The organism is Shewanella sp. TC10 (genome assembly GCF_009663145.1).
In the GTDB taxonomy this organism is placed as follows: domain Bacteria; phylum Pseudomonadota; class Gammaproteobacteria; order Enterobacterales; family Shewanellaceae; genus Shewanella.
Genome location: NZ_VKHR01000011.1, coordinates 16,695 through 30,006, shown reverse-complemented (window position 1 = coordinate 30,006; position 13,312 = coordinate 16,695). Strand labels below are relative to the sequence as shown.

The 13,312-nt window shown below is 38.4% G+C and carries 13 protein-coding genes; 4 read left to right on the top strand and 9 right to left on the bottom strand.

The annotated features are described in order from the left end of the window. Positions 1-48: 48 nt before the first annotated feature. From minE to minC, 3 genes are read right to left on the bottom strand one after another with little or no spacing between them, the layout of a single operon-like run. The gene (gene minE / locus FNZ24_RS05680) at positions 49-309 is read right to left on the bottom strand and encodes a cell division topological specificity factor MinE (protein WP_102526247.1); all 261 of its coding nucleotides are present in this window, start codon (positions 307-309) and stop codon (positions 49-51) included. Between the two features lie 2 nt (positions 310-311). Next, positions 312-1,121 (bottom strand): septum site-determining protein MinD, encoded by an 810-nt coding sequence (gene minD, locus FNZ24_RS05675; RefSeq protein ID WP_153913495.1) that lies wholly within the window; start codon positions 1,119-1,121, stop codon positions 312-314. A gap of 28 nt (positions 1,122-1,149) precedes the next feature. Continuing rightward, positions 1,150-1,815, bottom strand: coding sequence for a septum site-determining protein MinC (gene minC, locus FNZ24_RS05670; protein ID WP_153913494.1), 666 nt, complete (start codon positions 1,813-1,815; stop codon positions 1,150-1,152). 122 nt (positions 1,816-1,937) lie between these two features. Between minC and FNZ24_RS05665 the strand changes: the two genes are divergently transcribed. The 3 genes from FNZ24_RS05665 to FNZ24_RS05655 all read left to right on the top strand — a co-directional run bounded on the left by FNZ24_RS05665 (position 1,938) and on the right by FNZ24_RS05655 (position 3,872). After that, a complete protein-coding gene (locus tag FNZ24_RS05665) occupies positions 1,938-2,216 on the top strand; it encodes a YcgL domain-containing protein (RefSeq protein WP_153913493.1) in 279 nt (92 codons plus the stop codon). Positions 2,217-2,415: 199 nt separating this feature from the next. Then, positions 2,416-3,390, top strand: a complete 975-nt coding sequence (locus tag FNZ24_RS05660) for a lytic murein transglycosylase (RefSeq protein ID WP_153913492.1) — start codon at positions 2,416-2,418, stop codon at positions 3,388-3,390. A 41-nt stretch (positions 3,391-3,431) separates the two neighbouring features. Next, a complete protein-coding gene (locus tag FNZ24_RS05655) occupies positions 3,432-3,872 on the top strand; it encodes a YcgN family cysteine cluster protein (RefSeq protein WP_153913491.1) in 441 nt (146 codons plus the stop codon). A gap of 143 nt (positions 3,873-4,015) precedes the next feature. Here the strand turns inward: FNZ24_RS05655 and dsbB are convergent, their stop codons facing one another. Together dsbB and nhaB are read right to left on the bottom strand one after the other, a co-directional pair. Then, a complete protein-coding gene (gene dsbB / locus FNZ24_RS05650; protein ID WP_153913490.1) occupies positions 4,016-4,531 on the bottom strand; it encodes a disulfide bond formation protein DsbB in 516 nt (171 codons plus the stop codon). Between the two features lie 83 nt (positions 4,532-4,614). Beyond that, positions 4,615-6,201 (bottom strand): sodium/proton antiporter NhaB, encoded by a 1,587-nt coding sequence (gene nhaB / locus FNZ24_RS05645; RefSeq protein WP_153913489.1) that lies wholly within the window; start codon positions 6,199-6,201, stop codon positions 4,615-4,617. Between the two features lie 451 nt (positions 6,202-6,652). Between nhaB and fadR the strand changes: the two genes are divergently transcribed. Further along, the gene (gene fadR / locus FNZ24_RS05640) at positions 6,653-7,384 is read left to right on the top strand and encodes a fatty acid metabolism transcriptional regulator FadR (RefSeq protein ID WP_153913488.1); all 732 of its coding nucleotides are present in this window, start codon (positions 6,653-6,655) and stop codon (positions 7,382-7,384) included. Positions 7,385-7,450: 66 nt separating this feature from the next. On the opposite strand, the gene FNZ24_RS05635 is transcribed toward fadR, so the two are convergent. From FNZ24_RS05635 to sodB, 4 genes are all read right to left on the bottom strand, one after another. Next, positions 7,451-9,013: a SpoVR family protein gene (locus tag FNZ24_RS05635; protein WP_153913487.1), complete on the bottom strand. Its 1,563-nt coding sequence runs from the start codon at positions 9,011-9,013 to the stop codon at positions 7,451-7,453. Positions 9,014-9,023: 10 nt separating this feature from the next. Further along, entirely contained in the window at positions 9,024-10,295 is a 1,272-nt protein-coding gene (locus tag FNZ24_RS05630; RefSeq protein WP_153913486.1) for a YeaH/YhbH family protein, read from the bottom strand. A gap of 66 nt (positions 10,296-10,361) precedes the next feature. Next, the gene (locus tag FNZ24_RS05625) at positions 10,362-12,296 is read right to left on the bottom strand and encodes a PrkA family serine protein kinase (protein WP_153913485.1); all 1,935 of its coding nucleotides are present in this window, start codon (positions 12,294-12,296) and stop codon (positions 10,362-10,364) included. A 331-nt stretch (positions 12,297-12,627) separates the two neighbouring features. Beyond that, positions 12,628-13,212 (bottom strand): superoxide dismutase [Fe], encoded by a 585-nt coding sequence (gene sodB, locus FNZ24_RS05620; RefSeq protein ID WP_102526236.1) that lies wholly within the window; start codon positions 13,210-13,212, stop codon positions 12,628-12,630. Positions 13,213-13,312: the final 100 nt, after the last annotated feature.

The window sequence follows — 13,312 nt, the reverse complement described above, 5'->3', positions numbered from 1 at the left end:
CTTTTTAGTATATTGAACACAATACTTCAAATGGTTATTCAATCAGAGTTATTTGCCATCTGGAAGAGTCACATTGAGCTCTAATACTGAAAGTTTGTCATCATTTTGGTCAAGTTGTACAGATACCTGATCTTCAGAAATCTGAACATACTTACGAATAACTTCAATAATTTCTTGTTTCATTTTAGGGAAATAATCTGGCGCATCACGCTCACCACGTTGATGGGCAACAATTATCTGCAAACGCTCTTTTGCAGTCACAGCAGTATTGGGTTTTTTATTGCTTCTGAAATAATCGAGTATTGACATAATTAGCTACCAAAAATCCTTTTTAAGAATCCCTTTTTCTCTTCAGTAAGAAACCTAAATGGTACTTCTTCACCAAGTAAACGTTGTACTGTGTCAGCGTAAGCGAGGCCTGCATCGCTTTCTTCATCATTAATGACTGGAATACCAGAGTTTGAGGCTTTTAATACAGCCTGTGACTCAGGTATAACGCCAACTAATTTAATCGCTAAAATTTCTGATACATCTTCAACGCTTAGCATTTCACCGGTTTTAACTCTAGCAGGTGAATAACGAGTTAGTAATAAAAACTCTTGAATTGGTTCAATATTTTGCTCAGCGCGTCGAGAACGACTCTGCAACATACCTAAAATACGGTCAGAATCTCGAACAGAACTCACTTCTGGGTTTGTTGTGACAATGGCAATATCAGCAAAATACAATGCCATCATTGCGCCTTGCTCGATGCCGGCAGGGGAATCACACACAATATAGTCAAAGTCTTTACTCAACTCGTCTAATACGCCGCCAACCCCTTCTTTGGTTAAGGCATCTTTGTCACGAGTTTGCGACGCTGGCAAAATGAATAGCTTGTCGCAGCGTTTATCTTTGATGAGTGCCTGGTTTAAGTTTGCTTCGCCATTGATGACATTAACGAAATCATAAACCACACGGCGTTCACAACCCATAATCAAATCAAGATTACGAAGACCGATATCGAAATCAATAACAACTGTTTTTTTGCCTTTTAAGGCTAAACCAGTTGCAATTGCAGCGCTTGAAGTTGTTTTACCAACGCCACCTTTACCTGATGTGACAACAATTATTTGTGCCATTTGTTATTATATCCTTTTATGTTGCCAACTATTGAGGCAATGATTCAACCATGAGTGTATCGCTACTTAAGCGAACGCAACCTCGTTGATCGCTACAATGCTGCTGCAAATGTTCTGCTAGCCAATATTGTCCAGCAATTGAAACTAATTCGGCATCGAGCGAGTTTGCAATGATGATACTATTTTTATCACCTGCAGCTCCTGCCATCGCTTTACCTCGTAAAGCGCCATATATATGAATGCTACCATCAGCGATAACCTCAGCACCATTACCTACAGCACCAAAAATAATTAAGTCTGCGTTTTTAGCATAAATTTGCTGCCCTGAGCGGACGTTTTGCTTAACGATTTTGGTTTCTTTAGATGGGGCAGGCATATTTTTAGCCTGTTTGCCTGATTTAACAATGGCTAAGCCTAACGCTTTTGCTTGCAGACTAATGCTTTCATTAGCCGATGTTACACCAACAATGATCAGTTGGTTATCAGTAAGAAGTTGTTTTAATGCAGCGAGATCTACTTCATGATTTTCAATTGCACTTAAATTTAAAATTAAAGGAGCACCAATAAAGAACTGAGGTGCTTGAGATAATTTATTATCTAGATCTGCAGCAATTGCATTAAAATCATGAGTATTTATATGAAGCACAGAAAGAGTAAAAGAAGTGGCTTTTAACTCAAGACTTTGTATGGCCATCCAGGCGATAATCTCCAAAAAATGTCAGTGTACGAACTGAATTGCAATTAAATTAATAGCTGTCCATGTTATAGTGTGCGTAGTTGACTATCAAGCAAGAAACAGAGGAATTTAACTCCAAAATGATATGCGCCGTATATAAAAGTAGCCGAAAACTGGATACCTACTTATTTGTTGAAAAACGTGATGTTTTTGATGCAGTTCCAGAGCCTTTAATGAAAATGTTCGGTACGCCAAAATTGGTGATGATGGTTCCTTTATCAAAAAGAACTGAGTTAGCGATGGCTGATATTGAAAAAGTTAAATCTGAGTTAGATGACAAAGGTTTTTATTTGCAAATTCCACCACCAGTAACCAATTTATTGAATGAGCACCGCAAAAGTTTAGGAATAAAAGACTAGCGTCGCTTATTAATAGAGTGGTATTTTTTTAATAGAGTGGTATTTTTGCAATTTGGTTTGTTTTAAATTCCAGTTTGTATAAGATAATAGCTTGATTTTGATATGGTTATATATTTTGTATTTCGACGTTAACACAAATGTGTTAACGTTTAGTTAATAAGAACAAAAATAGCAATAATGAGTTAATTTAGGACAATTTATGATTGGGAAGATCATTTCATCTGTAATAGTAACCTTGTTTACTGTTAACTTAGCTTACGCTCAACAGGGTGTAAGTTTTGATGATTACTTAGCTACATTAAAAGAAAAAGCGGCGCTTGCAGGTGTTTCACAAAACACAATTGATAAACACTTTGCCAAAATAAAAGTGTTTAAGCGCGCCACTGCTAATGGTTCAAACAAAGCATTAAACCTTGAAAGCTACATCCCGCAAAACTCTCCAGAAATTACCGTCAGCACAGCTCGTGCAATGTTCAAAGAACAACAAGATGCTCTAATTGCCTTAGGCGATAGATACGGTGTTCAGCCCAGATTTTTAGTTGCTTTGTGGGGAATGACATCTGAATTTGGAGAACAAAAGGGCAATTTCCCTATTTTGTCAGTGACAGCTTCGAATGCTTACTCAGGTAATAAAGAACAGTTTTATATCGACGAGTTTATTGCAGCATTAAAAATTCTTGATACCAATCAAGTGCAATATGAACAATTAATTGGCTCATCTACTGGTGCCATGGGTCATATGCAATTAATGCCTTCTCAATATCTGGCCTATGCTCAAGATGGCAATGGTGATGGTGTAAAAGATATTTGGAATAACCAATTTGATGCTTTTGCTACCGCAGCGTCAATGCTAAAAGAATCGGGTTGGAAAAATGATGAAACTTGGGGACGTCAAGTTAGCTCAATCAATCCTATTTCTAGCCAGCTTGTCGGTGCTGAACACACTGAAACCTTTAATGATTGGCAAGAGCTTGGTGTAAGACGTTACAACGGTAATGATTTGCCTAAACGTGATGATATGCAAGTGTCGCTGTTAATGCCTGATGGTGAAAATGGTCGCCAATATTTGGTTTATAATAACTTCCGTTTATTACAAGCATGGTCAGTAAAAGAACATTTTTTACTCACTGTGACTTACCTTTCAGAACGAATCAAAAATCCGCCAATCAATTAGTGATATAATATCGGCAATGTAAAGTTAATGCTGTATCAAATATGTCTTTTTGGATTGAGAAAAAACTAAACCAACTCACCACCGTACAATGGGAAGCATTGTGCGATGGTTGTGGTAAATGTTGTTTAAATAAATTAATTGATGATGAAACGGAAGAGTTGTACTACACGGATGCTGCTTGTCATTTGTTAGATGATCAAACCTGTAGTTGCCGTCGTTACCCTGAACGTTTTAAATACGTACCAGCTTGTACTGCTATTACCGTTGACAACATAGCTGAGTTAACTTGGCTGCCAGACTCTTGTGCATATAAGCGTCTTCATCAAGGAAGAGAATTACCTAGCTGGCACCCTTTAATTACAGGCTCTAAAGATGCCATGCATGCGGCGGGGATTTCCGTCAAAGGAAAGACAATCAACGAAAACAAAGTGCGTGATGTATTTGACCATATCGTGATTTGGCCATTAAAAGATGTAGATTAACGTCTGAACTGTTTTAAAATCTAAAAAGCACTCTATTAAGAGTGCTTTTTTTGTTTAACAACTTGAATTTAACCGCTTGAGTTGAAGTACATGATTGTAAATGCTCAAGGGTTGACAGAAACGGGCTTCATCTCAATCTGCTATTACTTTGAGTTTAGTGGTTTTAAAGCCGGAATGAGCATAACCGCTAAAACGATTAAGTAAATGATGAAAGTAACTATCATCCATTGCGCCATACTGACAGATAGAAATGTCCACGGATCATCACTACACATACCTGTTGGTGAAAAAACAGCAGGTAACCATTCATCTAAAGGCATCCATGAAGGAAACTCAGAGAAAAACGAACAGGTTGAAAATGGGGAAGGGTCAACTTGTAGCTCATTTAACTCTAGTGAAAGCTTGAGCCCCCATATTGCACTAATACCCCAGCTAACGAGTCCCAGAATTCTGGTGAGCCAAAACTTTGGTGCTATAGCGCCGATGATGCCCGCAATTATTAACCCTAATACTGCCACGCGCACATAAACACACATCACACATGGGTCTAACTCCATTACGTATTGGAAGAATAGAGCAGCGGCTTCAAGTCCAATTGCGGAAAGTAATAGCACAATCCATGCTGTTCGAGAACGGCTAAATTTCTGTAATCCAGTCAAATCAATCTCCTGTCGATTTATGACGATAAAAAAACACCCTCAAATGAGGGTGTTTTCAAAACAAACGTTAAATCAAAACAGTATTAATGTCCAATACCGCCGCCAATTACATCTTTGGCTGAATGATGAAGAATGATGTGATTATCATAGAAGTATTGAGTTGATTCAGTTAGGAAACCAGATTCAATCATCACGATACCAACAATAGATAGCACGATGGTATATGGCAATGCCATCCAAACCATTCGGCCATAAGATAATCTAACTAATGGTGCTAATGCTGATGTGAGTAGGAATAAGAAGGCTGCTTGCCCATTTGGCGTTGCTACAGAAGGTAGGTTAGTACCAGTGTTAATCGCTACAGCAAGAAGGTCAAATTGGTCTCGAGTGATCTGGCCGCTAATTAATGCCGCTTTGACTTCATTAATGTAAACCGTACCAACGAAGACATTGTCACTGACCATTGAAAGCAAACCATTGGCAATATAGAAGACAACTAACTGCGCATTACCTTCAAAGCTTAGTGCCCATTGAATAACAGGTGCAAACAAGTGTTGATCGATAATCACACCTACAACGGCGAAGAAAACAGCTAATAATGCAGTGAACGGCAGTGCTTCTTCGAAGGCCTTACCTAATGCATGTTCATCAGTGACGCCATTAAATGCCGTGGTTAAGATAATAACTGACAGTCCAATTAAGCCAACAGATGCTAAATGAAAGGCAAGACCAACCACTAACCATACGCCGACTAACGCTTGAACCAATAGTTTTACTTTATCTGCTTTAGTCCGATTTTGATCTTCGTAATCAGAGTAGTCACTCAAAATTTTATGCACAGCATCAGGTAGCTCTGCACCGTAGCTGAACCATTTGAACTTTTCTACGATGAAACAGGTAGTGATACCAGCTACAAAAACTGGAATGGTCACAGGAGACATACGAATAAAGAATTCACTAAATTGCCAATGCGCTTGGGCTGCAATAATGAGGTTTTGTGGTTCACCTACCATAGTACAAACACCACCAAGCGCTGTACCTACACCTGCGTGCATAAGTAAATTACGTAAGAAACCGCGAAAAGCCTCTAATTCGTCATCATTTAGCTGCTCACGTTCTTCAGAGGTATGGTCATGATCGCAACTGAAGTCTTTACCTGAAGCCACTTTGTGGTAAATCGAATAAAAACCAATGGCCACAGCAATAATGACTGCGATAACCGTTAACGCATCAAGGAAAGCTGACAAAAAAGCAGAAGAAACACAAAACATTAATGAAACAATGATTTTAGAACGTACTTTTGTGATCATTTTTGTGAACACAAATAATAGTAATTGCTTCATAAAGTAAATGCCTGCAACCATAAAGATTAGCAGTAAAAGTACTTCTAAGTTTGCTTCTATCTCATGCAATACTTGGGTAGGTGAAGTCATGCCTATAAAGACAGCTTGTATGGCAAGCAGACCACCTGGTTGAAGCGGGTAACATTTAAGTGCCATAGCCAGGGTAAAAATAAATTCTAAGACAAGTACCCATCCGGCAACGAACGGACTGACAAAGAAGAATAATAATGGGTTTATTACAAGGAACGATAATATTGCATATTTGTACCATCTTGGAGAATTACCCAAGAAGTTACTAAAAAATGCAGCACCAGTGGTTGACGGCATAGTAGCCTCTCCAGTTGTGAATTTTAAATAGTGAACGTTGGAGGAAGGAATTTTGCGGACAAATCTTAGCTGAAATAATTGATTGAATGATCACTGATTGCAAAACCGTACATAAACTATTTTTTGTTTATTGAGTAACGACTTAGCGTTTTTTCGTGATTAATTTTATTAATTCTTAGCGCTTAATATTTGAATTACTCAAAATTCGTTAGCTGTGCCACTAACTTACATCCATAATTTGCGCGGTATTTTAGCGCAAACTGAATCGCATTGTAATGCGAATAAATTTATTCGACGACAAAAAGGTAACGAATATAACTGCTATATCACATTCTTTGCGTGCACTGTTTAAAAATTGGTCGCTAAGTTATCCAATTCAGCGGTTTAACAACTCTCAATGGTGTGTAATTGCATTAGCTCTGGTATGATCAGTTCATTGGGTAACCACGGGATGTTCAAGTTGACAATTATCAATGCAAAAGGTCCTGCAAGTTTTGCAGAGAAGTATATCGTTCGTTCGATATGGGAAAACAAGTTTCCACCAGGTTCTATATTGCCTGCAGAACGTGAGCTTTCAGAATTAATTGGTGTTACAAGAACCACGTTACGTGAAGTACTACAACGTTTGGCACGTGATGGCTGGTTAAAGATTCAACACGGCAAACCAACTCAAGTTAACAATTTTTGGGAAACGTCAGGGCTTAATATCCTTGAAACTATCGCAGATTTAAATCCAGATGGCTTTCCGTTACTTGTAGATCAATTATTATCTGCAAGAGCCAATGTGAGCACGATTTATTTCCGCGGTGCGGTTCGTAATAACCCTGACAAAGCACAAGAAGTGTTAGCAAAAATTCATCAGTTAGAAGATACGGCTGAAGCATATGCTGATTACGATTATGAATTGCATCATGCATTAGCATTTTCATCTGGTAATCCACTTTATGTACTCATTCTGAATGGGTTTAAAGGTTTGTATAGCCGAGTTGGTCGTTATTACTTTTCTAGCCAAGAAGCACGAACTATTGCTTTAGATTTTTATAAAGCATTAGAACAATTGGCAATTGAAGGTAAATACACAGAAGTTAATGCACTGATGAAAGCTAATGGCATTAATAGTGGCATTATGTGGCAAAAGCTTCGTGATGATATGCCAGCAGAAATAGCAAACAACGATAAATAACAAACGCTAATTTCAAAACAAAAAAACCAACCTCTGAGGTTGGTTTTTTTATCGTTATAGAATCCTTTATAGGGTTGTCATCTTACTATCTTCGCTTGGCGGTGGGCATTGGGCTAATGTTTTAATCTTTCCGCTCGCATCAACTTGTTCCAGAGATACATCAAAGCCCCATAATCTGTGTAAATGCTTTAATACTTCTTCATTGCTTCCACCTAGAGGGATGCGTTTATTAGGGACGTAGCGTAAAGTCAATGAACGGTCACCATTAATATCTACTCGTTGCACCTGTATATTGGGTTCTAGATTAGATAGGTTATATTGCTGCGATAGTTTCTCGCGTATTAAATGATAGCCGCGGTCATCATGAATTGCTGATACTGATAATTTATTACAGCTATCATCATCGAGAATGCTGAATAACTTAAAGTCTCGAATAATTTTTGGTGACAAGTATTGGCTTATAAAGCTTTCATCCTTAAAGTTTTCCATAGCAAAAGTGACTGTCGTTAACCAATCGCTACCAGCAATATCAGGAAACCATCTTTTGTCTTCTTCTGTTGGACTTTCGCAAATTCGTCTGATATCAACAAACATATTAAAGCCTAGCGCATAAGGGTTAATGCCACTGTAATAAGGGCTGTTATAAGCTGGTTGTGCAACAACGCCCGTATGACTTTGCAAGAACTCTAGCATAAACCTATCTGTCACAGTGCCTTCATCAAACATATGATTCAATATGGTGTAATGCCAAAAAGTTGCCCAGCCTTCATTCATTACTTGGGTTTGCTTTTGAGGATAAAAATATTGCGCCATTTTGCGAACGATACGGACAATTTCACGTTGCCATGGCTCAAGTAAAGGCGCATTTTTTTCAATGAAATACAGTATGTTTTCTTGTGGTTCATCAGGAAAGTTAACTTGCTGATCGTTTATTTGTTCATCTGGATTTTTGGGCACAGTACGCCATAAATCATTCACCTGACTTTGCAAATAACTCTCACGATCTTTTTGACGCATTTTTTCTTCTTTAAAAGAGACTTCTGCAGGGCGCTTATACCTATCAACGCCATAATTCATTAACGCGTGGCAAGAATCGAGAGTCAGTTCTACTTGTTCAACTCCAAACTTTAATTCACATTCATGAATATAATTTTTAGCAAATACAAGATAGTCGATGATTGAACTGGCATCAGTCCAAGTTTTAAAGAGGTAATTGTTTTTAAAAAAACTATTATGGCCAAAACTTGCATGTGCCATCACGAGGGCTTGCATGGTGATGGTATTTTCTTCCATTAAATACGCTATACATGGATCGGAGTTAATTACGATTTCATACGCTAAACCCATTTGGCCACGACGATACCCTTGCTCGGTTTCGATGAAGCGTTTACCAAAAGACCAATGGGTATAACCTATCGGCATCCCAATGCCAGCGTAGGCATCCATCATTTGTTCTGCTGTAATGACCTCAATTTGGTTGGGGTAGCTATCAAGCTTGTAAAAAGCGGCCACTTTTTCAATTTCTTCCATATAGGTTTCAAGTAACGAAAAGCTCCAGTCTGGACCATCATCTAAAGGCTGTTTTTTTACACTGTCAGCTTCGGTGAAATGATTATTCGTTGTTGTCATTGTGTTCTCCTTAGCTTGGCTGCTTTTTAAATAATTCACGGAACACGGGGTAGATATCATTAACCTCTTTAATATGCTGAACAGCGATATTACTGAACTGCTCTTGTAACGCTTCGTATTCCCGCCAAAGGGTTTGGTGAGCACGGCGAGTAATTTCTATGTAACTAAAGTAGCGTGAAACGGGCAGTATTTTCTCTGCTAGTAACTGCCGACAAGCAGGGGAGTCGTCGGCCCAATTATCTCCGTCAGATGCTTGCGCTGCATAGATATTCCATTCATCTGCAGGATAACGCTCTTGCTGGATCTCATGCATTAAATTCAATGCACTAGACACTATAGTGCCGCCAGTTTCTTGAGAGTAAAAAAACTCATGTTCGTCGACTTCTTTTGCCTGTGTATGATGACGGATATAAACGACTTCTAGATTTTTATAAGTTTGAGTTAAAAACAAATACAACAGAATATAAAAGCGTTTTGCCATATCTTTGGTCGCTTGATCCATAGAACCTGACACGTCCATTAAGCAAAACATCACGGCTTGGCTTGAAGGCTTTTCTCGCTTAGCAAAATTATTAAAACGTAAATCGAAGCTGTCTATAAAAGGCACGCTATCAATTTTTTTCTGTAAATCTTCTATTTGTTGTTTCAAATCCATGATGATTTCAGCTTGGGTACCAGGGGTATTTTCAAGCTCATTCAATTTGGACTTAAGTTCTGCTAGTTGCTTCTTTTTCCCTGCCGTCATAGCGATACGGCGAGCGTGTGACGATCGAAGTGAACGAACAATATTTATATTGGCTGGTACACCGACATTGGTAAAACCTGCACGGTATGTTTCAAACTCAACCATTTGTTTAGCGTTAGTTTGTTGCAGCTCTGGAAGGGCTAAGTCTTCAAATAATAATTCTAAATATTCGTCATTTGAAATTTCAAATAAAAACTCATCTTTACCTTCACCAGTATTAGACGCTTCTCCTTCACCGCTTCCTTCTCCAGCGCCTCCACCTTTAGGTCGTTCTATTTGATCGCCTTGGTTAAATTGGTCATTACCAGGGTGAACACGCTCACGAATACCACCTTGACCTTGATGAAAAATCGGTTCGCTGATGTCGCGTGTTGGAATACTGATTTTTTCGCCTTTATCGATATCAGTCACGCTTCGACGTGTTACCGCTTCACTTACCGATTTTTTGATTTGTTTTTTGTAACGTTCGATAAATCGTTGTCGATTAACGGTACTTTTGCCCTTAGCATTGAGGCGTCTATCTATAAAATTTGCCATACACAACTCCTAATGAACTTTGACCTTAAAACGAACCAAGCGGAATAAGGCCAAAGTGAGCAAGACTTATGACGATTTACGAACCCTCAAATACCACTCTGAAAGTAACCTGACTTGCTTTTGTGTATATCCTTTTTCCATCATTCTATTGATAAAATCATCATGCTTACGTTGATCGTCAGCAGAGGTTTTGGCATTAAAAGAGATGACAGGCAGTAAATCCTCGGTGTTAGAAAACATTTTTTTCTCAATCACGACTCTGAGTTTTTCGTAACTGGTCCACAGAGGGTTATTGCCTTCGTTATTGGCGCGAGCACGTAATACAAAATTGACTATCTCATTGCGGAAATCTTTTGGATTACTAATACCCGCTGGTTTTTCAATTTTCTCTAGCTCTGCATTAAGTGCCGCTCTGTCAAATAACTGGCCTGTTTCTGGGTCGCGAAATTCTTGATCTTGGATCCAGAAGTCGGCATAAGTGACATATCTATCAAAGATGTTTTGGCCGTATTCTGAGTAAGACTCAAGATAGGCGGTTTGGATTTCTTTACCAATAAATTCAACGTATTTAGGTATTAGGTAACCTTTTAAGAACTCTAAGTAGCGTTCACTGATTTCATTGGGGAACTGTTCTTGTTCAATTTGTTTCTCTAACACATAAAATAAATGCACTGGGTTAGCTGCTATTTCAGTATCATCGAAATTAAATACTCGAGATAGAATCTTGAATGCAAAACGAGTGGATAAGCCATTCATTCCTTCATCTACACCCGCGTAGTCACGGTATTCTTGGAATGATTTCGCTTTAGGATCAGTATCTTTTAATGTTTCACCGTTATAAACACGCATTTTTGAGAAAATAGACGAGTTTTCAGGTACTTTAAGGCGAGATAAAATACTGAATTGAGCTAGTGTCTCTAACGTTCCTGGGGCACAAGGGGCGCTTGAAAGCTCCGAGTTACTCAAAAGTTTTTGATAGATTTCAATCTCTTCAGATACACGTAAACAGTAAGGCACTTTAACGATATAAACACGGTCTAAAAATGCTTCGTTGTTCTTATTGTTTCTGAATGTTGTCCATTCTGATTCGTTAGAGTGAGCGAGGATCATGCCATTATAAGGTAAGGCTGATAACCCTTCAGTACCGTTGTAGTTCCCTTCTTGTGTCGCTGTTAATAATGGATGTAGCACTTTTATCGGTGCTTTAAACATTTCCACAAATTCCATTACACCTTGGTTAGCACGACATAAAGCCCCTGAGTAGGCATAAGCATCGGCATCATCTTGTGAAAAATGCTCTAACTGGCGAATATCGACTTTACCCACAAGCGCCGATATATCTTGGTTGTTTTCATCACCGGGTTCAGTTTTAGCAATAGCAGTTTGATCAAGAATAGAAGGGTAGACTTTAACGACTTTGAATTTAGTAATGTCGCCACCAAATTCATGCAACCGTTTTACAGCCCAAGGTGACATAATGGTTTTAATGTAACGAGTGGGAATATTATATTCGTTTTTTAATAGCTCGCCGTCTTCTTCTGAATCAAATAAACACAGCGGGCTGTCATTAACTGGGCTACGAACACCGTTGGCAGTTAAAATAAAAATCGGTACTTTTTGCATTAACGATTTAAGCTTTTCAGCAAGTGAAGATTTACCACCACCTACAGGGCCAAGTAAATATAAAATCTGCTTTGATTCTTCTAACCCTTGAGCTGAGTGTTTAAGGTAAGACACAATCTGTTCGATTGACTCTTCCATACCGTAAAAGTCTTTGAAACTAGGATAATGTGTGATGAGTCGATTTGAAAAAATTCGGCTAAGCACCGGATCTTTTGAAGTATCGATAGTTTCTGATTCACCAATGGCCATTAGCATTCTTTCTGCTGCAGACACATATGCACTTTTATCTTCTTTACAGATTTCGAGAAATTGCTGCAGTGAATACTCTTCATCTAGCTTTTGTTCATAACGTTGTTGGTAATGTTCGAATATGCCCATAAGAAACCCCTTGAAACTTAGCCGAAAGAAAGTGATTGATAGCGCATTTTTAGTTGGTAAAGTTGAAAATATTTTCGATTATTTTTTATCTTTAAAAACTGTTTGCTAATTTAAGTCTAGGTCAGAGGTTGGATATTTGCGAGGAAGAGAATATGAAAACTTCAATAAAAACAAAGATAAACAGTTGCAATTGCAACTATTGCAAAAGTTAATACTGAAATGTGTTCTAAATATGAATGGCGAATTATGAGTTTATCTATCTCATTTTGAGTAATAAAAAAGGAGCCTGAAGGCTCCTTTTATCTCATCTCTTTTTACCTAAATAGGTAGATTAACCAGCGAAGTTCGCGTTAACGAAATCCCAGTTAACTAATTCCCAAAACGCAGCCATATAGTTAGGACGAACGTTACGGTAATCGATGTAATAAGCATGTTCCCATACATCAACAGTGAGTAGTGAAGTGACAGACTCATCAGTAAGAGGAGTTGCTGCATTACTTGTGTTAACGATTGAAACTGAACCGTCAGCATTTTTGACTAACCAAGTCCATGCACTACCGAAGTTGTTTACAGCAGAGTCAGTGAATTTAGCTTTAAATTCTTCGAATGAGCCAAATGCTGCATTGATTGCATCTGCAATCGCGCCAGTTGGAGCACCGCCAGCGTTAGGTGCTAGACAGTTCCAGTAAAAAGTGTGGTTCCAGATTTGAGCAGCGTTATTGAACATGCCACCAGTAGAAGTTTTAACAACTTCTTCTAATGTTTTGTTAGCAAATTCAGTACCTTCAACAAGACCATTAAGCTTAACAACGTAAGTGTTGTGATGCTTACCGTAGTGATATTCAATAGTCTCTTCAGAAATGTGTGGTGCAAGTGCGTTCTTAGCATATGGTAATGCTGGTAATTCGAAAGCCATTATTATCTCTCCATGGACATAGGTTATCGTTTTTTTATGAGTACCACTTAGGCATCATTGCTCTGCCGACATTGTACTTAAAATTTTTGTGATGTGAATC